Genomic DNA, 24,375 nt, shown 5'->3' with positions numbered 1-24,375 from the left:
CACGATCCGCACCGCCTCCGCCCGCTCCGCAGGCGTGTATTGCACCCTCCTGATCGGCGGCCTCTTCCCACGCTCATCACTCATCTCATCCATCAGGACCAGACTCCACCATCACAGGGGCACCCCAGCTCGAATTGTCATGATCTGGCGCGGTTGACCTGTTCCCGGCAGGCGGCGGATGCTCCATGGTGGCGGCGCAACCGCGGAACGACGAAAGAGGCTTCACCCCGAAGGATGAAGCCTCTTCTGCTGTCCGCATGGAGATCAGGCGTCGCGGCCGCGCGAGTAGCCGGCATCGAAGCCTCGCTCGTAGGCATGCTGCGCGGCGCGAGCCGCGCGATGGCCGGCGTGGCGGTGGGGTTCATGGCCCTCGCGCGGCTGACCGTGCGCGGCGTCGTGGCCGTGCTCCGGAGCGAAGCGCGGTCCGTGGCCGTGCTGGCGGCACCCGTGTTCGGCGTCGCGTGCGCGATCGGAGCCGAAGCCGGGACCGAATCCGGGACGGAAGCCAGGGCCGAAGTCCCGGCCGATTCCCGGGCCGAAGTCCCGACCGAGACCGGGACGGAATCCCGGGCGGAAGCCGCGCCCGAATCCGTGACGGCGACCCGCGTGCGGGCCCTCGTCGTCGGAGCCGAAGCCCTCCGCGCCGGATCCGTGCCCGCCATCCGGGCCGAATCCCTGCCCACCCTCCGGCCCGAATCCGTGCCGACGTCCGAACGGATGCCGGTGGCCGAACCCGCGCCGACCGAGACCGCGGCGCCCGCGGGGGAGCGGAGTGCTCTCGTCCCAGCCGTACGCCACGGCGATCTTCTCGAGAGTCGCGAGGGTGGTGGCCAGGTCGTCGAGGCCTGCGGCATCCGTCATCGTGGCGCGAATGCCGTCGACGGCGGCGCCGAGACGGTCCTTGGCCGCGCGGCCCTCGTCGGTGAGCGTCCAGCCGTCGCCGTCGGGGGCGACCCAGCCGCGCTCGACGAGCCCGTGGAGCTTGCCGGGGTGCAGGGGCCGATCACTCGGCGCGGTGCCGTCGATGACGTTGAGCAGCCGCCAGTCGCGACGGGTCGCGCCCTCGCTCTCGAAGGCGGTGGCGAACTCGGCCGCCATTAGACGGTCGACGGCCTTGATCCAGTAGCCGAACGGGCGGGGTGTCTGAGTGTTCTCGTTCTGAGTGTTCATGGGTGAAGTCCTTATATGTCAGTGTGCATGTGGTTGTCACAGTGCATGTATATGTATGGTGACATGCGAATGTGATGCATGTCAAGTCGCATGTAAAATCTTCCGTGTGAGCGCAGCAGAGAACGACCCGGCCGAGATCATCGCGCAGGCCCTTTCGCGCCTGCGCGGGCGTCGCCCCGGCGGGCGCGGTCCCGGCGGGAGCGGCCCTGGTGAACGCGGCCTCGGTGACCGCGGCCCCGGCGGCTGGCACGGCGGTCCGCACGCCGAGCACCCGGGCCGAGCGCCTCACGAGCGCGGCGCCCACCCTGGATTCCCCGGGCCGCCGTGGATGGCCGATCCCTCAGGACGCTTCGGAGGGCCGGCACGCATGCGGATGCTCGAGGCCCTGGCCGCGGCATCCGCCCCGCTGAGCGTCAGCGACCTCGGCGCCACGATCGGCGTCGATCAGCCGCGTGCGTCCCGGCTGGTGCAGCAGGGGGTCGCTCACGGATTCGTCCGCCGAGAGGCCGACCCCGACGACGCCCGCCGCACCCGCATCGCACTCACCGACGAGGGGCGGCGCATGGCGCGCGGCGTGCGCGGCGAGCGGCGCGAGGCGCTGGGGACCGCGCTCGCGGCGTTCACCGACGAGGAGCGTGCGGAGCTCGCCCGGCTGCTGACCAAGCTCGCCGACAACTGGCAGCGCTGAGGTCGAAGGTCAGCGCGGCGCCTTCACCGGCAGCAGCAGGAGGAACCCGGCGAGCAGCACGATGACGATCCCGAGGATGCCGAAGGCGGTCTGGCTGGTCAGCACGATCAGCAGCGTCCACGCCCCGGAGGCCATCCAGCTCGCGGCACGACCCGTGGTCGCATAGAGCCCGAAGATCTCGCCCTCGCGACCCGCCGGAGTGACTCGCGCGAGGAACGAGCGGGCCGCCGCCTGCGCCGGGCCGACGAAGGCGCACAGTACGAGCCCGCCGATCCAGAACACGATGGCGCCGGCATCCCGCAGCAGGAACACGGCGAGTCCGGCGACGATCATCGATCCGATCGAGACGAGGATGATGCGCTTCGGACCGACGCGGTCGTCGAGACGTCCGGCGGCGATGGTCGAGATGCCAGCGATGAGGTTCGCGGCGATGCCGAAGATGATGATTCCCTGGGTCTCGAAGCCGAACACCGAGGTGCCGATGATCGCCCCGAACGCGAAGACGCCGCCGAGCCCATCGCGGAACACGGCGCTGGAGAGCAGGTACCAGAACGTGGGACGCGTCTCGGGGTCGCGGTAGAGGCCGGCGACGTCCTTCACCAGCAGCACGTATGACCGGAAGAAGCCGACCTTGCGCTCGGGACGACCGAGAGACGGCTCCGGCACGTTGAGGAAGATCGGGATGCTGAACACGATCGCCCACACCGCGCAGCCCACCGCGATCAGGCGGTAGACGAGGCCGTCGTCGGTCGGCATCCCGAACCACTCGACCGCGTTCAGCGCGACGACGATGACGAGGGCGATGATGCCGCCGAGGTAGCCGAACCCCCAGCCGAGGCCGGAGATGCGTCCGACGTTCTTCGGGTTCGCGACGCCGATGAGCATCGCGTTCGAGTTCACGGCCGCGATCTCCTGGAACACGGTCGCCGCCGAGATCAGCGCCACACCGAGCCAGAACATCGTCGGTGTCGGCGTCACGAACCACAGGCCGAGCATGCAGAGGATGAGCGCGCCGGTGCCGATGCCGAGCCACAGCTTCTGCCGGCCGGCGGCATCCGCGCGCTGACCGAGGACGGGAGCGAGCAGCAGGATACCGAACGCGGCGATGGTCGAGCCGAGACCGAGGCCTGAGGTGAGGTCCGCCTCGGCGGCGAGACGCACGGGATCGTTCGCGTCGAGCGCGGCGATGTCGGCGGGCAGGAACCCTTCGCCGACGAGGTAGAGCGCGGTGAACACGAAGGTGAGGATCACCGTGTTGAACGGCTGGGTGGCCCAGTCCCAGAGCGCCCACGAGAACACCTGCTTCTTCGGCGCCGGGGTCTCACCGCGCAGATCGAGGCCGATCACGCCGACGGCTCCGCTGTTCGCGGCGGCGGGCGGCTCGGGGATGCCGGCGGAGGAATCGCTCATGCTCGCAGTCTGGCGTCGGCGGGTGAACGCGCGGTGACGGCGCGCCGTCGGATCTGCCGGGCCCCCGTCCGGACGAATGGTCGGATGCCGTGGACGACAGATCGGGCGGCGGCATCCGGATGCCGGAAGAGTGGAAGCATGACGATCACCGCCCCTGTTCCCACCGCCCCCGTGCCGCGCGCCGAGCGCATGCGCTACGGCGGGCTGATCGTGATCCTGCTGATGGGATTCCTGCTGGTGACCGCCGAGTTCCTGCCGAACGGCGTGCTCACTGAGATGGCCGAGACGCTGGGCGTCACGCCGGGGCAGGCCGGGCAGACCGTCACCGTCACCGCACTCGTCGGGCTCGTCGTCGCGCCGACCGTCGGGCTCATCTTCCCGCGGCTCGATCGGCGATCGCTGCTCGTGTGGATGGCGCTCGCCGCGGCCGCATCCAACCTCATCGTGGCGATCTCGCCGAACCTCATCATCGTGCTCGTCGCGCGCTTCCTGCTCGGCGCGGCGATCAGCGCGTTCTGGGCGATGTCGATCTCGGTCGCCGCGCGGCTCACGGGCCCGGAGCGGCTCGGCCGCGGCGTGATGTTCACCTCCGCTGGTGTCTCGCTCGCGACGGTCGCCGGCGTGCCGCTCGGAGTGATGCTGTCGGAGCTCGTCAGCTGGCAGGCGGCATTCGCGATCACCGGCGGGCTGATGGTCGCGCTCGCGGTCGCGCTGCGGTTCGCGCTGCCGTCGGTTCCCGCGGCCCAGGCGTCGAGCATCCGTCTGCTCGTCGACACCCTGCGGCGCCCGGGGATCGGGCTCGGCATGGTCGGGCACGTGCTCGTCGTGCTCGGGCACTTCATCTCGTACACCTACGTGCGTCTGGCGCTGGAGCGCATCCCCGATGTCGACGCGTCGACGATCGTCGTGCTGCTCGCGCTGTTCGGCGTCGGCGGACTCGCCGGCAACATCACGATCGGGCTCGTGATCGACAAGTCGTTCGCGTTCTTCGCGGTGTTCGCCCCGCTCGTGATCGCCGGGGCCGTGGTGTCGATGATCGTGTTCTCGGGGTCGATCGTGGGTGTGGGGATCGTGATCGTGCTGTGGGGCTTCTTCTTCTCGTCGTGGCTGATCGTCGCGAACACCTGGGTCGGGCACCGGATGCCGGACCGGCTCGAGGCCGGTGGCAGCCTGGTCGTCGTCGGATTCCAGGGCGCGATCACTCTCGCGGCCGGAGTGGGCGGACTGCTCGTCGACCTGCTGGACGTCGAGCTCGTCTACGTGGTCGGCGCGGTGTCGCTGCTGCTCGGAGCGGTGCTGTTCGGGCTCTCGGGGCGCGTGTCCGCGCGGGCCGCCGGGCACCAGCTGCGGGTGTGAGACCGACGATTCTGCATGAGACGGATGCTCTCGCCGTCGCTTTCGCGCAGGACCGTCGGTCTCATCGCGCCGGGCTGTCGGCCTCGCGCCGAACCTTCGGTCTCGCGACGCACGGTCGGTCTCGGGGAAAGCGACCCCGCCCCACACTCCGAGCGCGTGCGAAAAGTCGGAGCTTCTTCAGGACACGCCGTGTGCGAAGCCCGAAGGGCGGCGTGTCGTCGCGGAACTCCGACTTGTCGCACACGCATGACCGCGCCCGACGCGCGGGAACCGCCTACGCGGGAACCGCCTCGCGCTGCGCCATCCGCCAGGCCGACGGGGTCAGGCCGGTGCGGCGGCGGAACGCGCGGCTGAAGCCCTCGTCCGAGGCGTAGCCCAACTCGCGCGACGTCTCGGATACCGAGCGCCCGGCGCTGAGCATCCGCTTCGCCGCGTCGATCCGCACCTCGGTGACGTAGTCGGCGGGCGATCGGCCGATGACCGCGCGGAACCGCTCGGCGAACGCCGAACGCGACATCGCGCCCACACTCGCGAGCCGCTCGACGGTCCACTCGCGACCAGGCTCTTCGTGAATGGCCTCCACGACGCGGTCGAGGAAGGGATCCTTCGCGATCGACGGCCAGCCCTCCGGCGCGCATCCGTTCGCCGCCCACGCACGGATCACCGAAAGAAGCACGGTCGTCGCCATCATCCGGCAGATCAGTGGATCGCCCTGGCGCACGGGCGAGACCGGCTGCGCCGACACACCCATGTTCTCGGCGAGGGCGGCCGCGGCCGGCTCGAGCAGGTCGAAGCCCGTGACGGTGATCGTGCCGGGAAGTACGGCATCCAGCAGCGACGCCTCGTCGGCGAACGCGATATCGACGACGACGAGCCGGCTGTCGGCATCCGCCTCCAGCGCGATCGCGTCGCGCCCCAGCGAGACGAACGCGTCGCCGCTGACGAGGTGAGAGCGGATGCCGTCGACCGTCACGACCTGCGAGGCACCATCGAGCACGCATCCGGCGCCGATCGGCGGATGCCCGCTCACGCTGCCTTCGGCGACGTACACGAGCACGGCCGAACCGACCGCGAGGGGAAGGATCTCGCCGGCGGAGAGCGCCCGGCCTCGTCCGATGCCGACTCGCAGATCGACGGTGCCGAGCACCTGCTCGAGCGCGTAGGGGTCGACGTTCGCCATGCCTTCGGCAACGCCGTTTCGGCATCCGCTATTCCCTTCGCATAGCGTGGAGTCATCCGACCCTAGGAGCATCGTGTTCACCCGCCCCTCCCGTCTGTTCCGCGTCCTCGCGATCGCCGAGGCGATCACCTGGACCCTGCTGATCTCCGCTATGATCGCCCGAGCGCTCGGCGTGCCCGGCATCGTCGTCACGATCGGCGGCGGCATCCACGGCTTCGTGTTCCTCGCCTACGGTGCAACCGCGATCCTCGTGGCGCTCAACAACCGCTGGCACCTCGGCACCGCGCTGGTCGCGGTCGTCAGCGCGGTGATCCCGTACGCGACGATCCCCGTCGAGATCTGGCTGCAGCGCACCGGCCGCCTCGAGGGTGAATGGCGGCTCGAGCAGAGCGACGACCCCCGCGACGCCCGCTGGTACGACCGGCTGATGCGCCGGTTCCTGCGCCGGCCGTGGATCCTCGGCGGACTCATCGCGGTCGCGGTGGTCGGGCTCTACGTCGTTCTCCTCATCGCCGGCCCTCCCGGCGGGAAGTGAGCCGCGCGCTCACGGCATGATCATGATCGAGTTGTGGGCGTTGACGTCGTCGAACGTCGCATCGACGTCTCCTCCAGTGCAGTCGATGATCACGTAGACACCTGATCCCGCCGACGCGAAGGCGCGTGCCACGATCGTCCAGGTGCGCCCATCCGGCTCCTCGCCGTAGACCTGCCGGGCATCGACGGCGGGGTTGTCGCCGAACTGGTAGCTGAGCTGCGTCGTCGATGCGAGCGGGGTGACGGTCGCTGCGGTCTCGCCGAGCACGTACCCGAGCAGGGCGTCGGAGCTCACGCTGTCGTCGCCGGGAACGGTCTCCAGGCCCGAGGTGTAGCCCTGCCAGAACTGGGCCGTGCACGTGCCGTCGACGGTTCCGTCGGTCCAGCTGCCGTTGCCGTTGTCGGGCGTCACCGACTGCCATCCGTCGGCGGCGATCAGGCCGTCGCCCCACTGGATGTACGACGTCGACGACAGGGTGGTGCCGTCGGCGAACGTCATGGTCGTCGGCAGGCCGTCGGTGGGAGTGTCGTCGGAGGGCGTGTCCTCGGACGGTGTCTCCTCCGGCGCCGCGCTCGGCTCAGCGAGCGTGCCCTGCTCGGGGATCTGCGAGTACAGGCATCCGCTCAGCGGCAGCATCGCCGTGGCGAGAACGGCGACGGCGGCGAGGCGGATCGTCCGAGGAGAGCGCGTCATGGCGGTCAGCCTAGTCGGCTCCGACGACCCCGGGAACGGTCGATGCCTTCGAAGCGGATGCCGTCAGTGCGCGGTCGACACGCCGACGGCGTCGTGCACCATCACGGCGGCGACCCGTGCTCCGGCACCGGCCGCCACGATGAGCTGCTGCGGTCCCGGTGTCGCGGCGTCGCCTGCAGCATAGAGCCCCGGCACGTCGGTGCGCCCGTCGCGGTCGGTCACGAGGTGTCCGTCGGCGTCGACCGTCGCCCTGAAGCCGTCGAGGAACGACAGATCGGTCTCCCAGTGCGGTCGCACGAACCCTCCGTCGATCGTGACGACTTCGCCGTCGGCGAGGCGCAGGGCCTCGATCCGGCCGTGATCGCCGACCAGTTCGACGATCGGATGCCGTCGCACGGCGACCCCCGCGGCGATCAACTCCGCCTCCTCGGCGGCGTCGACAGCCACGGATCCGTGAGTGAACACCGTCAGATCGTCGGTCCACCGTGCGATCAACCGGGCGCGGTCGGCGAGATCGGCGGACTCCCCGATCAGCGCGAGTCGTCGGTCGCGCAGCTCCCATGCATCGCAGGCCGCGCAGCTGAACAGGCTCATGCCGTAGAAGCCGCGCAGGTTCGGCACGTCGGGAAGCGTCTCGCGCAGACCTGTGGCCAGTAGTACGGCGCGCGCCTCGACCGTGTCGGTCGGTTCGCGGCGGCCGATCGATGCGGAGAATCCCGACTCCGTGCGCTGCAGCGAGAACACCCGCATCCGTGTGCGCACGTCGACGTCGGGATAGGCGTGGAGTTCCTCCCGGGCGAGCTTGCGGAGTTCGTGCGGAGGAACCCCGTCGCGGGTCAGGAAGCCATGCGAGTTCACGGTCGCGGCGTTGCGGGGGCGGTCGGCGTCGATCACGACGACCCGCATGAGCGAGCGTCCGAGGTTCAGTGCGGCCGACAGCCCCGCGGGGCCGCCGCCGATGACGAGCACGTCGTGGGGCACGGCATCCGCAGTCATATCGGTCCTCCTCCGGAGAAGAGCGGTGTTCCGCGGATCGAGCGATCGCCGATCCGGCGGCGCCGCCCGGCGAGTAAGGCTCGCCTCACTTCCATCCTGCCACGGTGCGGAATCGGCGGATGCGACGCGGGCGTACTCACAGCTGACTCTTCTAGTTCAGATTGTATCTAGCTAAGCTAGAAGTCATGAACCGCTACGAACGTCTTCGGTGGGTCGGTCTCGTCTTCATCAGCATCGCCGTGTCGTTGATCATCATCGACTCGACGATCGTCAACGTCGCGATCCCCGCGATCGTCGACGATCTGGGGATCTCGTCGACCGAGGTGCAATGGGTGCAAGAGGCGTACACGCTCGTCTTCGCCGCCCTCCTGCTCGTCTTCGGCAGCATCGCCGACCGCGTCGGGCGACGACGCATCATGATCATCGGCGTCGCGGTGTTCGCGGCATCGTCGGTGCTCGCCTCGCTCGCGCCCGACGGGGTGCTGCTGATCGCCGCGCGGCTCGCGCAGGGCGTCGGGGGCGCGATGATCCTGCCGACGACGCTGTCGCTCATCAACGCCACCTTCCGAGGTCGAGAGCGAGGCATCGCGTTCGCGGTGTGGGGGTCTACGATCGGCGGCATGGCCGCGGTCGGTCCGCTTCTCGGCGGCTGGCTGACGACGGAGTTCTCGTGGCGCTGGGCGTTCGGCATCAACATCCCGCTCGGGCTGCTCATCATCGTGGGCGTGCTGCTGACGGTCGGCGAGTCGCGCAGCGACCAGGTGCGCGGCATCGACGGCGTCGGAGCGGCGCTGTCGGTCGTCACGATGGGCGGCCTCGTCTTCGGCCTGATCGAGGGGCGCACCTACGGGTGGTGGGCGGTCGAGCAGAGGCTGCAGGTCGGCGAGTGGACCTGGCCGCTCGATGTCTCGCCCATCCCGTTCGCCTTCGGCTTGTTCCTCATCGGGCTCGCGGCGTTCCTCGTGTGGAGCATCCGTCGTCAGCGCGCGGGTCGGCCGACGCTCCTGGAGCTGCGCCTCTTCTCCATCGCGTCGTTCCGCAACGGCAACATCGCCGCCGCCGTCGTAGCGCTCGGCGAGTTCGGGGTGATCCTCGCGCTGCCGCTCTGGCTGCAGTTCGTCCTCGGCTTCGACGCCCTGCAGACGGGGCTGCTGCTGCTCGCGCTCGCCGGCGGTTCGTTCCTCGCCAGCGGGATCGCGGGTGCGTCGAGCGGCAAGGTCGCGCCGGTGTGGGTGGTGCGGGCGGGACTTCTCGCTGAGATCATCGGCGTCGCAGGGGTCGGATTCGCGATCGGACCGGATGCGTCGTGGGGTCCGCTGATCCCGTTCCTCTTCGTCTACGGACTCGGGGTTGGGCTCGCCACCGCGCAGCTGACCGGTGTGGTGCTCGCCGATGTGCCGGTCGCCGACAGCGGCGCGGCATCCGGCACTCAGTCGACGTCTCGCCAACTGGGGGCGGCGCTGGGCGTCGCGATCCTCGGAACGGTGCTGTTCTCGAGCACGGCGGGTCTGCTCTCGTCGGCGCTCGACGACCGCGGTGTGTCGGGCGAGCAGCGGGATCAGATCGTGTCGGCGGTCGTCGACAGTGCGGGAGGGGCGATCAGTGGCCTCGAGGCATCGCCCGACACCGCCGCGATCGCGGATGACGCGAAGGCTGCGTTCTCGGACGGCACCCGCTACGCGACCTGGACGGCCGCCGGCTTCCTCACGCTCGGACTCCTGTCGACCATCGCGCTCGGGTCGGGGCGGGCGCGGAGGAACGACGAAGCGGGGGAGTCGGCGGAGGCGGATGCCGCAGAGGCTCGGTGAGCGCGGGGCGTCGCGGCTTCTGAGGGGCTGCGGAACCGTCGGTCTCGCGGGGCTGGAGTGGGGGTCTCGCGCGGAACCGTCGGTCTCGCGAGCCCGCTGCGCTCGGCCACGGCCGCGACCCCCGCGGCATCCGCCCCCGCGCATGCGAAAAGTCGGAGTCTCGCGACGACGCGCCGCGAGCTCGCCCGGCGCAACGGCGTGTCGCGCCGAGACTCCGACTTTTGACACGCGCGCGAAACCCCGACTCACCCCGCCGCGCGACTCCGCCGCCGCAACCAGTCCGACACGACCTCGCGGAACGCCGCCGGCTGCTCGACCCACGGGTAGTGGCCGCAGTCCTTGAGCACACGCAGCTCGGCGTCGAGAGCGTCCGCGTAGTCGATCACCGGTCGCAGGCCCGTGAGAAGGTCGCGGTCGCCCGCGACCACGAGCGTCGGCACGCGCCGCGCCGCCCGTACCTGCGCGACCGCATCATCCGGGATGCCGTCGAACCACGCGTGCGCGGCGGCGAGACCCACCGCGCCGATCGGGGCGTGCTCCTGCTCGGCCTCTCCCCAGTGCGCGTAGCTCGCCGGCGCCTGCCGCAGGAACTGCGCCCGGAACTCGGCCCCGGTGCGAGCATCCGGCTCCTCCAGCGCCCTGATCGCGGCGGCGACTGCGGGGTCGTGCCGATCCGCCGGAAGCTCCTCGCCGTCGTATGCCGTGCCGCTCAGCCAGGTCGCCGGCGGCGTCACGAGCACCATCGACTCCACCCGCTCGGGGTATCGCGTCGCCACGGCGAGAGCGAGCCGGGTTCCGGCCGAGTGCGCGACGAGCCGGAGTCGGTCCACGCCGAGGGCATCGGCCGCGGCGATCACGTCGTCGGCATCGGTCCACCATCCCCGTGACAGCCCGCCGCTTCGAGGCGTGCCGCGCGGATGCAGCACCACGAACGGATGCTCGTCGCCGAGCCCCGAGAACGCCCCGAGGTACTCCGGTCCGCGGCAGGGCCCACCGGGCAGGATCAGCACCGGGTCAGACCCGGCCGACGACGCCGGCAGCATCGACGACCCGTCGAGATGCGCGAGCAGCACGGGCAGGGCAGCGGAGCGCGAAGGCATGCGACCACCCTCTCAGATGCTCTCCGCGACAAAGTTGAGCCAACTCATATCAAGTTTGTTTGACAGCATCCGCCGGGAGTCGTATCCTTGAGTCATCGCGACTCAGGTTTTCCTGATCGCCCCAGGTTTTCAGACCGATCAACGTAAGCAACAAGAAGGAGAGCAACATGGCACGTGCTGTGGGTATCGACCTCGGAACGACGAACTCCGTCGTCAGCGTCCTCGAGGGTGGCGAGCCGAAGGTCATCGCCAACGCCGAGGGCTTCCGCACGACCCCGTCGGTCGTCGCGTTCACCAAGGACGGCGAGGTGCTCGTCGGCGAGACCGCCAAGCGCCAGGCCGTCACCAACGTCGACCGCACCATCGCGTCGGTCAAGCGCCACATCGGCACGAACTGGACGTTCGACGTCGACGGCAAGAAGTGGACGCCGCAGGAGATCTCCGCGCGCATCCTCCAGAAGCTCAAGCGCGACGCCGAGTCGTACCTGGGCGACACCGTGACGGATGCCGTCATCACCGTTCCCGCGTACTTCAACGACGCCGAGCGCCAGGCCACCAAGGAGGCGGGCGAGATCGCGGGCCTCAACGTCCTGCGCATCATCAACGAGCCCACCGCAGCGGCCCTCGCGTACGGCCTCGACAAGGGCAAGGAGGACGAGCTCATCCTCGTCTTCGACCTCGGTGGTGGAACCTTCGACGTCTCGCTCCTCGAGGTGGGCAAGGACGATGACTTCTCGACCATCCAGGTGCGCGCGACCGCCGGTGACAACCGCCTCGGTGGCGACGACTGGGACCAGCGCCTCGTCGACTTCCTCATCACGCAGTTCAAGTCGACCAGCGGCGTCGACGTCTCGGGTGACAAGATCGCTCTGCAGCGTCTGAAGGAGGCCGCGGAGCAGGCCAAGAAGGAGCTGTCGTCCTCGACGAGCACCTCCATCAACCTGCCCTACCTCTCGCTCACCGAGTCGGGCCCCGTGTCCCTCTCCGAGACGATCACCCGCGCGAAGTTCGAGGACCTCACGAAGGACCTGCTCGACCGCACCAAGAAGCCGTTCGAGGACGTCATCCGCGAGGCGAACATCAAGGTCGCCGACATCGACCACATCGTCCTCGTCGGTGGATCGACCCGTATGCCCGCCGTCGCCGAGCTCGTCAAGCGCGAGACCGGCAAGGACGCGAACAAGGGCGTCAACCCGGATGAGGTCGTCGCCGTCGGCGCTGCTCTGCAGGCAGGTGTCCTAAAGGGCGAGCGCAAGGACGTCCTTCTCATCGACGTCACCCCGCTGAGCCTCGGCATCGAGACCAAGGGCGGCATGATGACCAAGCTCATCGAGCGCAACACGGCCATCCCGACCAAGCGCAGCGAGACCTTCACCACGGCGGACGACAACCAGCCGTCCGTCGCGATCCAGGTCTTCCAGGGCGAGCGCGACTTCACGCGCGACAACAAGCCGCTCGGCACCTTCGAGCTGACCGGCATCGCCCCGGCTCCCCGCGGCATCCCGCAGATCGAGGTCACGTTCGACATCGACGCCAACGGCATCGTGCACGTGTCCGCGAAGGACAAGGGAACCGGCACCGAGAAGTCGATCGTCATCTCCGGCGGCTCGTCGCTGTCGAAGGAGGACATCGAGCGCATGGTGCGCGAGGCCGAGGAGCACGCGGCCGAAGACAAGGCGCGTCGCGAGGCCGCCGAGGTCCGCAACCAGGCCGAGACCCTGTCGTACTCGATCGAGAAGCTCATCTCCGAGAACGAGGACAAGCTGCCCGAGGACGTGAAGACCGAGGTCAAGGCCGACGTCGACGCGCTCAAGACGGCGCTGGCCGGCGAGGACGACGAGGCCGTGAAGACCGCGTTCGACAAGCTGAACCAGTCGCAGTCCAAGCTCGGCGAGGCGATCTACGCCCAGTCGCAGGCGGATGCCGCGGCCGGCGCCTCGGCCGAGGGTGACGCGCCCGCCGGTGACGGCGCCTCCGAGGAGGACGTCATCGACGCCGAGGTCGTCGACGATGAGGACGAGAAGAAGTAATCATGACGGACAAGAACTTCGACAACAGCGAGGTTCCTGACAGCGAGGGGTCGGATGCTCAGGCATCCGGCCCCGCGCCGCAGAACCCCGACTCCGACGAGGCGCGCGCCGCTGAGGGTTCGGACGACGCCGACTTCACGGTCGACGACATCCTGAACGCCGACCAGACGGCGGATGCCGCCGCCGGGGACGCCGCGATCGCCGACGCCGAGAACGCGCTGCTCACCGACCTCAAGCGGCTGCAGGCCGAATACGCCAACTACCGTCGTCGCACCGAGGAGCAGCGCCAGGTCGAGATCGAGCGGGCGAAGGGTGAGGCCGCCAAGGGCCTCATCCCCGTGCTCGACGACCTCACCCGCGCCGCCCAGCACGGTGATCTCGTCGAGGGCACGCCCTTCTTCGTGATCGCCGAGAAGGTCCGCGCGGTCGTCGAGCGTCTCGGCGTCGTCTCGTACGGTGCGGCGGGCGAGGACTTCGACCCGCAGCAGCACGAGGCGATCTTCCAGCAGCCGACGCCCGGCGCTGAGAGGACCACGATCCTCGAGGTCGTCGAGGTCGGATACCGCCTCGGAGACATCGAGCTGCGTCCCGCGAAGGTCGTCGTCGCTGTTCCTGCCGAATAGGAGAGTGCATGGCTAGCCAGGACTGGTTCGACAAGGACTTCTACAAGACCCTCGGGGTCTCGAAGGACGTCAGCGACGCCGATCTCAAGAAGACGTATCGCAAGCTCGCCCGCAAGTACCACCCGGATTCCAATCAGGGCGATGCCGCGGCCGAGGCGAAGTTCAAGGAGATCAGCGAGGCGTACTCGGTGCTGTCGGATGCCGAACAGCGCAAGGAGTACGACGAGATCCGCGCCATGGGCTCGGGCGCCCGCTTCACGGCGGGCGGCCAGGGTGCCGGCGGCTTCGAGGACGTGTTCAGCCGGTTCAGCCAGCAGGGTCAGGGGCGAAGCCAGACCGCCGACTTCGAGGACATCTTCTCGATGTTCAACCAGGGCGGCGGGGGCTTCGGCTCCGGCCGGTTCGGCCAGACGTCGGGCGGTTTCCGTGGCTTCGGCGGCCCGCAGAAGGGTGCCGACGTCACGGCCCGCACGACTCTGGACTTCGCCACCGCCGTGCAGGGGGAGACCATCACCCTGCAGGGCGAGGACGGCAAGCCGTTCAAGGTGAAGATCCCGGCCGGCGTCGCCGACGGACAGAAGATCCGGCTCAAAGGACGTGGTCGCCCGTCACCCGACGGCGGCGAGAACGGCGACATCGTGGTGCAGATCACGGTGCGCCCGCACCCCGTCTTCACGCGTGACGGCCTCAACCTGCGTGTCACCGTTCCGGTGACCTTCACCGAGGCCGCGCTCGGCGCGACGATCGAGGTGCCCACTCTCGGTGGCGACACGGTCAAGCTGCGGGTGGCTCCCGGCACGCCCTCCGGACGCGTGCTGCGCGTCAAGGGGCGCGGGGTCACCACCTCGAAGGGCACGGGAGACCTGCTCGCCGAGCTGCAGATCGCGGTGCCGTCGCATCTCGACGACGACGCTCGGGAGGCGCTGGAGAAGTTCCAGTCGCTCGAGCCGAACGAGAACCCCCGCGCCGACCTCATGGCCAAGGCCCGGCGATGAGTGCGTTCCGGTCGTTGAGCGAGGAGCGCAGCGACGAGACGAAACGTCAGACGGCGGCCCTGCCCGTCTCGTCCATGCGTTTCGTCTCGCCTGCGGCTCGCTCAACGACCGGCGTCCGGGGAGGAGGGGCTCTTCATGGACAATGACACCCCGGTGTTCGCGATCGCCGTCGCGGCCGAGCTGGCGGGCATGCACCCGCAGACCCTCCGGCAGTACGACCGCATCGGACTCGTGGTGCCGGGCCGCACGTCCGGCGGATCCCGCCGGTATTCGGCGCGCAACATCGAGCAGCTCCGCGAGGTCGCCCAGCTCTCCTCCGAGGGGATGAGCCTGCCGGCGATCGCTCGGCTGCTCGACCTCGAGGACGAGAACCGGATGCTGCGACGCCGTGTCGCCGAGCTCGACGCCGCACTGCGCGCCGAGCGGGAGAACCGCCCAGGCGCTCGCGTGTTCGCGGCAGGATCGGCGGGCGTCATCCCCGTTCCCGGAGGACGGCGTCTTCGTCGCTCCACGGACATCGTGCTGTGGCACCCAGGACGCAACCGGGGCTGAGCAGACGAAAGAACGAGAGGGCTGATCCGATTCCGGATCAGCCCTCTCGTCTGTCGCAGAGAACTCAGGGCGTCGCGAAGGCGTCGACCAGGTCGTCGCGCATCCAGTACACGTCCTGCGTGCGCGTCGCATCGCCCGTGAACTGGCTGTCGCCGATCAGCAGATAGCGGTTCGGATCGGGCGAGTCGTTCCAGGTGACATCGATCGAGAGCCACGCCCCGTCGATGAGCGCCTTGTTCCACGCGTGGCGACCCCCGCTCAGCACGTCGCCGGTGACGACGACGGTCTCGATGCCGGCCGCGTTCATCAGGGCGGAGTACGTGATCGCGTAGCCGCCGCAGACCACGCTGCCTCGTTCGAACACGCCGTCGGCCCGCCACGCGTACTCGTACTCTGGCGGCACCGTCGAGCTCTGCGACACCTCTGCCGCGGGGTAGTCGTACTGGGTCGCTCCGGCGACCCAGTCGTTCAGGGCGACGGCGATGTCGCGGTCGCTCATCCCGTCGCCGACCACCTGCGACACCACCGAATCCACCGAATCCCGGATGCTCTCCTGCAGACGGCTGCGCTCGTCGGCGTCGATCGAATAGGCGACCTGGATCAGGTGCCGGTTCGTGCTGCTGCTCTCGCGGAAGTTGGCCCGATCCAGGCCCACGACGTAGGGGTTCTGGTAATACGCCTCGTTGATAGCGTCCCACAGGGGCTGGGCGCCCGGCGCCTCGGTGAACTTCGTCACATCGATGAGCTCGGTACCGGCGATGAAGTGCCCGGCGAGGAACTCGACGAAGTCGTTCGATCCGTAGACCGGATACGACACCTCCGCCGGCTCTCCGAGAGCCTCGCTCGTCGACTCGACCTCCTCCAGGGTTCCAGAGAGGACCTCGAAGTCGTTCAGTCCGGTCGTGGGAGAGTACGCCGCTTCGGCAAACGCGTTGTACGCGCTGATGAACTCCTCGGGAGAGGGGGCGGTCGCCTCGTTGCTCGAGGTGATCGACCAGTAGGCATCCGCCTTCAGGGTGGTGCCGACACCGCTGATGAGAATTTCCCAGACGCTCCCGTCGACGGTGACGTCGCCGTCGGCGATGTAGGCCTGGGTCGCGCGGGTGCGTCCGTCGAGTCCCGTGAACGCGAAGCGCGACGGCAGTCGTGTGGCATCCACTTCTCCGGTGTACATGTCGAGCTGCATCTCGAACGCCGCCACCTCGTAGGGCAGCGATCCGACCACGCCCGCGGCGTCGATCGTGCCCAGCTTCGAGAAGTCGGTGCCGTTCGTCGCGATGACGCTCCAGCGGAACTCGCCCTTCTCGTACACGAACTGGTCGGAGTCGTCGGTCTTGCCCTCGGCCATCAGCTCGTCGGCACTCTGCCCGTCGTACAGCGCCATACTGGCGTTCTGGCGGCTGTTCGGATCGTAGGGGTCGACGTCCTTCTCGGACGACCAGGTCGTGTCGGAGACCGTCTCGTACGTGAAGTACCAGCGGTAGTCGTCGTCCTCGGTCGTGACGTTGTGGCTTCCGATGACGATGTACTCGGTCGCACCCGGCACGGCCTCCCAGTTCAGCAGCACGCTGCCCGTCTCGGGCTCCTTTTCCGCCGTCAGCGTCGGTGTGTCGAGCGTCGCTTCCTCGGTGGTGATCCGCGTGACGACCGGGGTGTCGAGCTGTTCGCCGTCGGCGTCGATGTGCCGGACGAGGTAGTACTCCTCCTCGATTCCCCAGGCTCCATAGGAGCCCCATGACTCGGGCATCACCTGCACCGAGTCTCCGCCGCTGTTCGATGACATCGTCTGCGACTCGTTGGGCTGGATGGTCACCTCGCCGCCGGACTCCATCTGCTGCAGGAAGAGGCTGGAGCGCACCGTGAGGGAGGCATCGAGGAACAGTTCGAATGCCTCGCTCTGGCGCTGTTGCCCCTCGCGGAGTCCCTCCTCGCCCAGCAGGAGGCTGTCGGGGAACCGTTGCGCGAAGTCGTAATCCGCGGGGAAGGTGAACTCCGTGTCGTGGCGCACCCCGAGCCGGGGTTCGGTCATGAGGTAGTCGCGGCCATCGACGGGGGATGCCTCATCGGACAGGGCGATCACGTTCTCACCGAGCAGACCGGGCAGGAAGGTGCGCACCGCGACAACGGAGACGGTGACGACGAGCGCGACGACGGCGGCGACCGCCAGACCGACGATGAGACCGGTGCGGCGGCGCTTCGGGGGACCGGCCGGCGCGGGCTGGACGGATGCCGCGGGGAAACCCTGTGCCGCCGAGTAGCCCTGTCCCGCGGGGTAGCCCTGTCCCGCGGGGTAGCCCTGTCCCGCGGGGAAGCCCTGTGCTGCCGAGTACCCCGGTGCACCGGAGCCCCCTGGCGCGGAGGAGAACCCCGGCGCGCCGTTGTGCGCGGAAGCCGATGAGAATCCGGATGTCGGCGCGGCCGAGAAGCCCTGTGCGGATGCCGGCGCGAAGGGGAATCCGGACGTCGGTGCCGCCGAGAACCCCTGTGCGGCTTGCGGCGCCGCGGAGGATCCGGGCGAGGACGAGGGGCCCGCTCCGGGGCCCGGTTGCGTGCGATCGGTCCACTGCCGGCCGTCCCACCACCTCAGCTGGGGAGCTCCCGACGGATCGGGGTACCAGTTCGGGGGGAACGACGTCACGGTGGGCCTCCAACGGCAGAACTCGCGGAGGCGATCGCGGCCCCCCGGACACAATGCCACCATTCTACCGAGGCTGGGCGCCGTTCCCCTGGGGCGATCCGTCGAGGAGCGCCGGGTAGAGTGGCCAACCGTGAGGATCACGCGTCGCACACTCCTGATCGGCACCGGGGCCGGAGTCCTCGGAATGCTGCTCGCCTCGTGCACGCCCGAGCCCGCCCCCACGCCCGCACCCGACCGATCCCCGTCTCCCGCGCCCACCGTGCCCACGCTCGCGCCCGCGGCCTTCGCTCGCAGCAGCTGGACGACCGATCCCTTCTCCCTCGGCTCCGCGAGCTTCACACCGGCCGGCGTGCCGCAGAGCACCCGTGAGGCGCTCGCCGCGCCGATCGACGACCGCCTCTTCCTCGCCGGTGAAGCGACGGATGCCGAGGCGCCCGGCACGGTGACCGGCGCGCTGAGGTCCGGCCTCGCTGCCGCCGAGGCGTTGATCGATGTCGGCGAGTACGGCGAGCGCGTCGCGATCGTCGGCGCCGGTCTGGCAGGCGCAGCCGCCGCCCAGAGGCTCGCATCCACCGGTTTCCAGCTCACGATCTTCGAGGCCCGTGACCGTATCGGCGGTCGGCTGCAGTCGGTCGTCGACGAGAAGACGTGGCCCGTCCCCGCCCAGCTCGGAGCCTGGCTGCTCGGCGAGCAGGACGCGGACTTCCACGCGCAGCTCGAGGCCCTCGGCATCCGTCTGGCGACTCTGCAGACTCCGCTGTGGCGATCGGCTGCGGGCGAGGGTGCCGCGGCGGACGTCGAGCCGGTGGGCGATCAGGTCCTTCCGGATGCGATCGCGGCAGCACAGGCCCTCGACGCGGACGTGTCGATCAGCGAGGCGCTCACGAATGCCGGTGCCGACGTGGAGGACCCTGCACTGTCGGCCCTGCTGGCCTACCTCGAGGCGTCGACGGGTATCGCCGTCGACTCCGCATCGTCGTGGTTCGCGCCCGCGGCGCCCGCGGCGGAGCGCACGGCGGTCCTGGGTGATCTCGATGCGGTCCTCGAGTCGATGTTCGAGGGGGCCGAGGTCAGTCTGTCGTCGCCGGTCTCGCGCGTCGCCTACGACGATGCGGGAGTCAGCCTCGGCGTCGCGACGGGGGAGTCGTTGTCGTTCGACCGGGTGCTGGTGACCGTGCCGCTCGGGGTGCTCCAGAGCGACGGCATCGAGTTCGCGCCACCGCTGCCGTTCGGTCAGCGCGGTGCGATCGCGGCGCTCGACGCCGGTGCGATCGAGACCGTGTGGCTGCGGTTCGACGAGCCGATCGTCTCGACCGATGCGACCCTGCTGCACGTGGTCGGCGGTGACGTCGGCATCCGCACCTGGATCAACCTCGCACCCGTCACCGGCGACGCGATCCTCGTCGGGATCATCGGCGGGGCCGCTGCGGCCGATCTCGCCGAGCTCGACGATTCCGCCGTGCTCGCCGCGGCTGCGGCATCGCTCGCTCCGTTCCTGGACGACGTACCCGGCTGAGGCCGACGAGACCGGTCGCGATCAGGGCGAAGATCGCCAGGGCGATCGCGCTCGTGAGCAGGAACTCACCCGGCCCCGACACCTGCCGCGGGTCGAGGAAGTAGTACGGGTACCAGCCGATGAGCGGTCCGCGCCACAGCGTGACGCCACCCCACGCGAGCGGGAACGCGAGAGACGAGGGCACGATCCACCAGCTCACGCGGCTGTGCCCTGGGGTGAGCGCCCAGGCCAGAGCAGTGCAGGCGGGCAGCCAGAAGTGCAGCAGCAGGTCGGACCAGGGGACGTCGACACGGATGCCGCGCAGCCCCGCCTGCCAGACGATCAGCGCGAAGGCCAGACCCGCGGTGATGGTCCAGGTGAGCACGAGAGCCAGGGCGACACTGAACCAGCGCGGATCGACGGGCCGCCGTACGGCGAGCACGGCACCGATCGAGAGGACGACGACGAGCGCGCAGTTCGACTGCACGGTGAGATAGGCGAAGAAGTTGTCACCCGCCGTGGTGTGCGAGCTCAGCCCCCAGAACAGCCGATGCACGAGAGCGACCGTGCAGGCGATCGCCGCGGCGAGCCGAAGCCCGCCGAAGACCAGCCGCGCTCGCACCGACGTTCCGTTCCTCTCCCGGGCGCGTTCGGGTCGCGCCCCACCCGGCGAGTCTACGTAGTCGGTCCCGACGCGACGGCCGGGGCGCTCGGACACAGGAAACGGAAAGTCGCGCTTCCTAGCGTGGGAGCAGGGATCGTCCCTGCTCCGCGCCTGGCGGCGCGGTGTCCTGCCACGAAGGAACCCCCAATCCTCATGACGAACACCACCGCCTCTTCCGCCCCGACCTCGTTCGGCCTGCTCGTCCTCCGCGTCGTCGTCGGCATCGTCTTCATCGCCCACGGATCCCAGAAGATCTTCGAGTACACGCTGCCCGGCACGATCGGCAGCTTCGCGGGCATGGGCGTGCCGCTGCCCGAGATCGCCGGCCCGCTCGTCGCATTCGTCGAGCTGCTGGGCGGCATCCTGCTGCTGCTCGGACTGCTCACTCGTCCCGTCGGCATCCTGCTCGCGATCGACATGCTCGTCGCCCTCGTGCTCGTGCACCTCTCCGCGGGGATCTGGGTCGCCGACGGCGGCTGGGAGTTCGTCGCCGTGCTCGGCGCTGCCGCGCTCGCCGTCGCATTCACCGGCGCCGGCCGGTTCTCTCTCGACCGCGCCGTCCTGCGCGGACGCGCGCCCGCCTGGCTCGGCTGAGTGAGCGGGGCGCGGCGCGAGCCGCGCCCCGCGATCCCCCTTGCGCACGACGGATGTCCGGAGCACGATGTCCGCATGGCGGGCATCGACGACGTGCGAGAGATCGCGCTCTCACTGCCGGGGGTGGAGGAACGCATCGGTGGGCACACGGGTGAGGCGGTGTGGCGGGCGAAGAACGGTCAGTTCGTCTGGATCCGCGGACCGCGGCAGACCGACCTCCGCCAGCTCGCCGATCTCGACCGTGTTTGGCCCGCCGGGCCGGTGCTCGGCATCCGCGTCTTCAACCTGGCCGAGAAGGAGGCGATGCTGGCCGCCGAACCCGACGCGCTGTTCACCATCCCGCATTTCGACGGGTATCCCGCTGTGCTTCTGCGGCTCGACGCGATCGATCGCGAGAGGCTGAAGGAGCTGGTCTGCGATGCCTGGCTGCTGCGGGCACCGGTGACGGTGGCGAGAGCATGGCTCGACGAGCGGGGCTTCGCGTGACCTGCGTTCAGGAGTCGGCCAGCGCTCAGCTCCCTGCCTGTGCCCAGGAGTGCGCCGCGCGGAAGGACTCGTAGTCCGAGAGCGAGACCTCGGCGTACCGTCGCGCCCACTCGAGGATCGCCGTCGCGACCGACCTTCCTCCTCCGAGATATCCGGCGACTTCGGAAGCGGTGACCGATTGGCTGTGCGCGCGGGCGACCACTGCGGCGCACGCCTGCGCGTAGGTGATGAACGGGCCGTCGTCGAGATCCTCCACCTCGATGCTGCCCTTCATGTCATGGAACTGCCTCGCGTAGTAGTCGGCGTTCGGTGAGCGCAGGTGTCCTAGGAAAGGATCGGACAGCGCCTGCAGGATCCTCTGCATCGAGACGACTCTGGCCCCTTCTCCATGCTCGTCGATGAGGCGCTGCAGGGCCGGGGGCTGCGTGATGCCGCCGTACTCGACGAGCACGCTTCGCGAGGCCTGCTTCGGCTGCATGAGCAGCGTGCCGTCCTCCCCGTCCTGGAACAGGACGAGGTAGCAGTGCGTCCCGACGCTGCCCACGCCCACCACGCGGCGGGCGACATCGCTGACGGTGTAGTGCTCGAACAGAAGGGCCACGTCGGGGCTCGCGGTGCGCCGATACTGCTCGACCAGATCGTGCACGCCGTCGCGGAGCTCCTCATGCAGAGGAGAGGTGGTCGGAGCCTGGTGGCGGAAGCGGCGGCGGCCATCGGCATCCGCCTCGGTGAGCCTGTTCACCGCCCGCTCTCCCGTGCGACGCTGCGCCTGGGCGACCGCCCTGCGGATCGCCTTCTGCGCGGCCTTGTCGAGCAGACCGCGAGTGGACTCCACGTCGAAGTGGGCGAAGTAGCGCTTGGTCGGGCTGAGCGCGGTGGTGCGCGCGATGCCCCGTGCGTAGGCGGTCACAGCTGAGAGCGCGGCCCGATCGATCACGGCATCCGACCTGCCCGATGCGTGTCCGCCGATCACGATGCTCGCCACCAGCCGCTTCACGTCCCACTCCCATGGGGCCCAGGCGGCCTCATCGAAGTCGTTCAGGTCGAACACGAGGCTGCGCTGGGGAGAGGCGTAGAAGCCGAAGTTCGATACATGCGCGTCGCCGCACGACGCCACCAGGATGCCGCTGTGCGGAGCATCCGCGAGGTCGGCCGCCATGAGCGCGGCCGTTCCCCGGTAGAACGCGAAGGGGCTGGCTGACATCCGCTCGACGCGCAGAGGCACCAGATCGGGCTGCCGCGCGCGATTCTGGGCTTCGAGGATGCCGAGGGGGTCGCGCGCCGCTTCGGGCTGCTCTGCAAGCGATCGACGAGGGGTGCGCTTGCGAGCGGCGACGCCGCGCTCGCGGAGGGTCGTGCGCGATGCAGGAGGCGCCCAATCGGAGTCCATGGGGTCATCATGGCAGTCGCCTGGCGGGACTGGCGGTCAGTCGGTGATCTCGACCAGCTCCGTGCCGTCGACGAGGTGCACCGATCGGCCGTCCAGCGGCTCGCCGAGGTCGATGGGGATCAGGTCGACGGACCGGCCCCACGTGATCATGCAGCTCATCTGCGTGTTGAACATCACCGTGGCCGAGTACCTCAGATCGACGACCACCCGGTCGTCGTCCGATGACACCACCGAGGCCGTGCCCACCTGGCACGGCGAGAGCGTGCCGATCACGAGGTCGGTGCTCTCATGGATCTCGTCGATCTCGCTCTGGTCGGTGACCAGATCCATGACGGTGCGGAAGGCCGCGAGATCCTTGAAGTACGACGGAGACGAGCCGGCCCCGGTGACCGGGGCGAAGCCGACGACCGTGGCGGCGATCTCTTCCGATGTGAGCGGCTCGATGTCGCCTCCGGCGGGCAGCATGATTCGGAGGTCAGTGGATCCCCACAGCCCCGCCGCCGCTCGCAGCCGTTCCTCGGTCGCCTGCTGCCGCTCGGCAGCATCGACGCGGGCGATCGACTCGGCTCTGAGCCCGAGCAGCATGCCGCAGGCTACCAGCGTGGCGATGATGCCGATCACTCCGCGGATGCGGATCCAGGCGCGACCGCTGTCGCTCAACTCGGCGTCCCGGCCCCCACGGAACATCCAGCCCCAGGAGAGCCGATCCACATGCATCCACGCATCCGGGGCCAGCAACGCCCAGAGCGAGAAGCCCATGCCGACCACGAAGAGCACGATGATCCAGATGAGACCTGATTCCATGTGCTGCGCACCCCCCGGTTCGTGAATTCTATCGAGCGTGTGACAGTGTCGACGGCATGATCCGCGTCGCCGACCTCCAGGCGGCGGATGCTGCGCCCGTGGCGGCCCTCGTGAACGACTATCTCCGTCAGACAGAGGCCGAGAAGGTCGGCCACGGCATCGCGACGGCATCCGCCGACCTTCCCGAGCAGTACCGTCGCGAGGTCGCGGACCCGGCGACGGCGTACGCCGACTGCGCCGTGCTCGTCGCCGATGTCGAGGACTCCGTGGCAGGCGTCGTCGTGGTGAAGCCTCTCGCGTCGGGGGAGGCGGAGATCAAGAGGCTGTGGGCCGCGCCCGCTGTGCGCGGCCTGGGCGTCGGATCCGCCCTGCTCGATGCGGCCGTCGCCGCCGTTGACGGGCCGGTGCGGCTGTCGGTGTGGGACTGGCGGGAGCCCGTCATCCGCCTCTACGACGAGTCGCGGGGGTTCGTCGTGGCACCGGCCTGGGACGATCGGCCGCGCCTCGTGTGCCTGCGGCGCTCCGTCTAAGCGGGCGGCAACCGCAGCACGTCCGGAGACTCGCCGCCGGTGAGATCGTCGGCGATGCGGATGCTGCGCGCCAGGTCGTCGAGAGCGGTGTCGAGCGTGCCGAAGCGCTCGCGGTCGCTGCACACGGCGGTGAGCGTGATCAGGTGCGACCCGGTGTCCCACGTATAGGTGGCGAACGGCGGGGTGCTCGGAGACGGCGGCATCGCGACCACGAGCTTCTCGCCGACGCCGAGCACCGAGCGGAACGACACCGTGTCGTCGTACTCCATCGGCATCGACGCGCGGGCGATCCGCACATCGGGGGTGAGCACCTGCGCCGTCGCCATCGCGACGACCAGTTCGGGCTCGGCCTTCCACGTCCACACGAGCACACGGCCGTCGGCCTGCTTCATGATCAACGGGACCGCCTGGCTCATCGCCCAGGCACCGAAGCGGGAGCCGGGCCGAGGGGCTCCGCCGAGCGCCGCGGTCGCCTGGCTCATCAGCATCCGGATCGCCGCCTTGCGATGGCGACGCCCGCGGAAGCCGAACGAGTCGGTCACCGGCATCCAGAGGGTCGTGTCGGCGGACGCTGCGAGTCTCATGGCTCCACGCTAGAGGATCAGTCTGTACGGCCGCAGGTGCGATGATGCGACAGC

Annotated in this window: 23 protein-coding genes; 12 read left to right on the top strand and 11 right to left on the bottom strand. The window is 69.5% G+C overall.

Annotated features, from left to right (window positions below; translation table 11 throughout):
• Positions 1-264: 264 nt before the first annotated feature.
• A complete protein-coding gene (locus ACI3KS_RS13590) occupies positions 265-1,170 on the bottom strand; it encodes a MarR family winged helix-turn-helix transcriptional regulator (RefSeq protein WP_404919076.1) in 906 nt (301 codons plus the stop codon).
• Positions 1,171-1,276: 106 nt separating this feature from the next.
• Between ACI3KS_RS13590 and ACI3KS_RS13585 the strand changes: the two genes are divergently transcribed.
• Positions 1,277-1,858, top strand: a complete 582-nt coding sequence (locus ACI3KS_RS13585; protein WP_404919075.1) for a MarR family winged helix-turn-helix transcriptional regulator — start codon at positions 1,277-1,279, stop codon at positions 1,856-1,858.
• A gap of 9 nt (positions 1,859-1,867) precedes the next feature.
• Here the strand turns inward: ACI3KS_RS13585 and ACI3KS_RS13580 are convergent, their stop codons facing one another.
• Entirely contained in the window at positions 1,868-3,268 is a 1,401-nt protein-coding gene (locus ACI3KS_RS13580; RefSeq protein ID WP_404919074.1) for an MFS transporter, read from the bottom strand.
• Positions 3,269-3,406: 138 nt separating this feature from the next.
• Here ACI3KS_RS13580 and ACI3KS_RS13575 point away from each other — a divergent pair, with 138 nt between their 5' ends.
• Positions 3,407-4,624, top strand: a complete 1,218-nt coding sequence (locus tag ACI3KS_RS13575; protein ID WP_404919073.1) for an MFS transporter — start codon at positions 3,407-3,409, stop codon at positions 4,622-4,624.
• A gap of 274 nt (positions 4,625-4,898) precedes the next feature.
• Here the strand turns inward: ACI3KS_RS13575 and ACI3KS_RS13570 are convergent, their stop codons facing one another.
• Positions 4,899-5,804 carry a helix-turn-helix transcriptional regulator gene (locus tag ACI3KS_RS13570; RefSeq protein WP_404919072.1) on the bottom strand — a complete coding sequence of 302 codons (906 nt, stop codon included), beginning with the start codon at positions 5,802-5,804 and terminating at the stop codon, positions 4,899-4,901.
• 73 nt (positions 5,805-5,877) lie between these two features.
• Here ACI3KS_RS13570 and ACI3KS_RS13565 point away from each other — a divergent pair, with 73 nt between their 5' ends.
• Complete coding sequence (locus ACI3KS_RS13565; protein WP_404919071.1) at positions 5,878-6,339, top strand: DUF3817 domain-containing protein; 462 nt, start codon at positions 5,878-5,880, stop codon at positions 6,337-6,339.
• A gap of 9 nt (positions 6,340-6,348) precedes the next feature.
• On the opposite strand, the gene ACI3KS_RS13560 is transcribed toward ACI3KS_RS13565, so the two are convergent.
• Positions 6,349-7,032 (bottom strand): hypothetical protein, encoded by a 684-nt coding sequence (locus tag ACI3KS_RS13560; RefSeq protein WP_404919070.1) that lies wholly within the window; start codon positions 7,030-7,032, stop codon positions 6,349-6,351.
• Between the two features lie 63 nt (positions 7,033-7,095).
• A complete protein-coding gene (locus ACI3KS_RS13555) occupies positions 7,096-8,028 on the bottom strand; it encodes an NAD(P)/FAD-dependent oxidoreductase (RefSeq protein ID WP_404919069.1) in 933 nt (310 codons plus the stop codon).
• Positions 8,029-8,213: 185 nt separating this feature from the next.
• Between ACI3KS_RS13555 and ACI3KS_RS13550 the strand changes: the two genes are divergently transcribed.
• On the top strand, positions 8,214-9,836 hold the full coding sequence (locus ACI3KS_RS13550; protein WP_404919068.1) for a DHA2 family efflux MFS transporter permease subunit: 1,623 nt from the start codon (positions 8,214-8,216) through the stop codon (positions 9,834-9,836).
• A 245-nt stretch (positions 9,837-10,081) separates the two neighbouring features.
• Here the strand turns inward: ACI3KS_RS13550 and ACI3KS_RS13545 are convergent, their stop codons facing one another.
• A complete protein-coding gene (locus ACI3KS_RS13545) occupies positions 10,082-10,936 on the bottom strand; it encodes an alpha/beta fold hydrolase (RefSeq protein ID WP_404919067.1) in 855 nt (284 codons plus the stop codon).
• 167 nt (positions 10,937-11,103) lie between these two features.
• Here ACI3KS_RS13545 and dnaK point away from each other — a divergent pair, with 167 nt between their 5' ends.
• The 4 genes from dnaK (at position 11,104) to ACI3KS_RS13525 (ending at position 15,136) form a co-directional block, all read left to right on the top strand.
• Positions 11,104-12,966 (top strand): molecular chaperone DnaK, encoded by a 1,863-nt coding sequence (dnaK, locus tag ACI3KS_RS13540; protein ID WP_404919066.1) that lies wholly within the window; start codon positions 11,104-11,106, stop codon positions 12,964-12,966.
• A gap of 2 nt (positions 12,967-12,968) precedes the next feature.
• On the top strand, positions 12,969-13,589 hold the full coding sequence (locus ACI3KS_RS13535) for a nucleotide exchange factor GrpE (protein ID WP_404919065.1): 621 nt from the start codon (positions 12,969-12,971) through the stop codon (positions 13,587-13,589).
• A gap of 8 nt (positions 13,590-13,597) precedes the next feature.
• Positions 13,598-14,584: a DnaJ C-terminal domain-containing protein gene (locus tag ACI3KS_RS13530; protein WP_404919064.1), complete on the top strand. Its 987-nt coding sequence runs from the start codon at positions 13,598-13,600 to the stop codon at positions 14,582-14,584.
• A 135-nt stretch (positions 14,585-14,719) separates the two neighbouring features.
• A complete protein-coding gene (locus tag ACI3KS_RS13525) occupies positions 14,720-15,136 on the top strand; it encodes a heat shock protein transcriptional repressor HspR (protein WP_404919063.1) in 417 nt (138 codons plus the stop codon).
• Positions 15,137-15,200: 64 nt separating this feature from the next.
• On the opposite strand, the gene ACI3KS_RS13520 is transcribed toward ACI3KS_RS13525, so the two are convergent.
• A complete protein-coding gene (locus tag ACI3KS_RS13520) occupies positions 15,201-17,774 on the bottom strand; it encodes a DUF2510 domain-containing protein (RefSeq protein WP_404919062.1) in 2,574 nt (857 codons plus the stop codon).
• A gap of 130 nt (positions 17,775-17,904) precedes the next feature.
• Here ACI3KS_RS13520 and ACI3KS_RS13515 point away from each other — a divergent pair, with 130 nt between their 5' ends.
• Positions 17,905-19,290, top strand: a complete 1,386-nt coding sequence (locus ACI3KS_RS13515; RefSeq protein WP_404919061.1) for an FAD-dependent oxidoreductase — start codon at positions 17,905-17,907, stop codon at positions 19,288-19,290.
• Here ACI3KS_RS13515 and ACI3KS_RS13510 read toward each other — a convergent pair.
• Positions 19,184-19,891 carry a Pr6Pr family membrane protein gene (locus ACI3KS_RS13510; protein WP_404919060.1) on the bottom strand — a complete coding sequence of 236 codons (708 nt, stop codon included), beginning with the start codon at positions 19,889-19,891 and terminating at the stop codon, positions 19,184-19,186. The genes ACI3KS_RS13515 and ACI3KS_RS13510 overlap by 107 nt on opposite strands.
• A gap of 195 nt (positions 19,892-20,086) precedes the next feature.
• Between ACI3KS_RS13510 and ACI3KS_RS13505 the strand changes: the two genes are divergently transcribed.
• Complete coding sequence (locus tag ACI3KS_RS13505; protein ID WP_404919059.1) at positions 20,087-20,527, top strand: DoxX family protein; 441 nt, start codon at positions 20,087-20,089, stop codon at positions 20,525-20,527.
• A 75-nt stretch (positions 20,528-20,602) separates the two neighbouring features.
• On the top strand, positions 20,603-21,013 hold the full coding sequence (locus tag ACI3KS_RS13500) for an MmcQ/YjbR family DNA-binding protein (protein WP_404919058.1): 411 nt from the start codon (positions 20,603-20,605) through the stop codon (positions 21,011-21,013).
• A gap of 25 nt (positions 21,014-21,038) precedes the next feature.
• Here the strand turns inward: ACI3KS_RS13500 and ACI3KS_RS13495 are convergent, their stop codons facing one another.
• The gene (locus tag ACI3KS_RS13495; protein ID WP_404919057.1) at positions 21,039-22,403 is read right to left on the bottom strand and encodes a DUF2252 domain-containing protein; all 1,365 of its coding nucleotides are present in this window, start codon (positions 22,401-22,403) and stop codon (positions 21,039-21,041) included.
• 36 nt (positions 22,404-22,439) lie between these two features.
• Complete coding sequence (locus tag ACI3KS_RS13490) at positions 22,440-23,207, bottom strand: hypothetical protein (RefSeq protein ID WP_404919056.1); 768 nt, start codon at positions 23,205-23,207, stop codon at positions 22,440-22,442.
• A 56-nt stretch (positions 23,208-23,263) separates the two neighbouring features.
• Here ACI3KS_RS13490 and ACI3KS_RS13485 point away from each other — a divergent pair, with 56 nt between their 5' ends.
• Entirely contained in the window at positions 23,264-23,737 is a 474-nt protein-coding gene (locus ACI3KS_RS13485) for a GNAT family N-acetyltransferase (protein ID WP_404919055.1), read from the top strand.
• On the opposite strand, the gene ACI3KS_RS13480 is transcribed toward ACI3KS_RS13485, so the two are convergent.
• Positions 23,734-24,321, bottom strand: a complete 588-nt coding sequence (locus ACI3KS_RS13480; protein ID WP_404919054.1) for a hypothetical protein — start codon at positions 24,319-24,321, stop codon at positions 23,734-23,736. The genes ACI3KS_RS13485 and ACI3KS_RS13480 overlap by 4 nt on opposite strands.
• Positions 24,322-24,375: the final 54 nt, after the last annotated feature.

It is taken from the genome of Microbacterium sp. ZW T5_45, from assembly GCF_044987415.1.
Taxonomy (GTDB): domain Bacteria; phylum Actinomycetota; class Actinomycetes; order Actinomycetales; family Microbacteriaceae; genus Microbacterium.
Note: the sequence above shows the minus strand (reverse complement) of the source record. Positions and strands in the feature narration are given on the sequence as shown.

Coding starts and splice junctions, on each gene's coding strand:
- ACI3KS_RS13570 (WP_404919072.1), bottom strand. CDS start 5,804: ATGGCGAACGTCGACCCCTACGCGCTCGAGCAGGTGCTCGGCACCGTC.
- ACI3KS_RS13485 (WP_404919055.1), top strand. CDS start 23,264: ATGATCCGCGTCGCCGACCTCCAGGCGGCGGATGCTGCGCCCGTGGCG.
- ACI3KS_RS13500 (WP_404919058.1), top strand. CDS start 20,603: ATGGCGGGCATCGACGACGTGCGAGAGATCGCGCTCTCACTGCCGGGG.
- ACI3KS_RS13575 (WP_404919073.1), top strand. CDS start 3,407: ATGACGATCACCGCCCCTGTTCCCACCGCCCCCGTGCCGCGCGCCGAG.
- ACI3KS_RS13560 (WP_404919070.1), bottom strand. CDS start 7,032: ATGACGCGCTCTCCTCGGACGATCCGCCTCGCCGCCGTCGCCGTTCTC.
- ACI3KS_RS13495 (WP_404919057.1), bottom strand. CDS start 22,403: ATGGACTCCGATTGGGCGCCTCCTGCATCGCGCACGACCCTCCGCGAG.
- ACI3KS_RS13525 (WP_404919063.1), top strand. CDS start 14,720: ATGGACAATGACACCCCGGTGTTCGCGATCGCCGTCGCGGCCGAGCTG.
- ACI3KS_RS13480 (WP_404919054.1), bottom strand. CDS start 24,321: ATGAGACTCGCAGCGTCCGCCGACACGACCCTCTGGATGCCGGTGACC.
- dnaK (WP_404919066.1), top strand. CDS start 11,104: ATGGCACGTGCTGTGGGTATCGACCTCGGAACGACGAACTCCGTCGTC.
- ACI3KS_RS13590 (WP_404919076.1), bottom strand. CDS start 1,170: ATGAACACTCAGAACGAGAACACTCAGACACCCCGCCCGTTCGGCTAC.
- ACI3KS_RS13505 (WP_404919059.1), top strand. CDS start 20,087: ATGACGAACACCACCGCCTCTTCCGCCCCGACCTCGTTCGGCCTGCTC.
- ACI3KS_RS13490 (WP_404919056.1), bottom strand. CDS start 23,207: ATGGAATCAGGTCTCATCTGGATCATCGTGCTCTTCGTGGTCGGCATG.
- ACI3KS_RS13530 (WP_404919064.1), top strand. CDS start 13,598: ATGGCTAGCCAGGACTGGTTCGACAAGGACTTCTACAAGACCCTCGGG.
- ACI3KS_RS13535 (WP_404919065.1), top strand. CDS start 12,969: ATGACGGACAAGAACTTCGACAACAGCGAGGTTCCTGACAGCGAGGGG.
- ACI3KS_RS13550 (WP_404919068.1), top strand. CDS start 8,214: ATGAACCGCTACGAACGTCTTCGGTGGGTCGGTCTCGTCTTCATCAGC.
- ACI3KS_RS13580 (WP_404919074.1), bottom strand. CDS start 3,268: ATGAGCGATTCCTCCGCCGGCATCCCCGAGCCGCCCGCCGCCGCGAAC.
- ACI3KS_RS13545 (WP_404919067.1), bottom strand. CDS start 10,936: ATGCCTTCGCGCTCCGCTGCCCTGCCCGTGCTGCTCGCGCATCTCGAC.
- ACI3KS_RS13555 (WP_404919069.1), bottom strand. CDS start 8,028: ATGACTGCGGATGCCGTGCCCCACGACGTGCTCGTCATCGGCGGCGGC.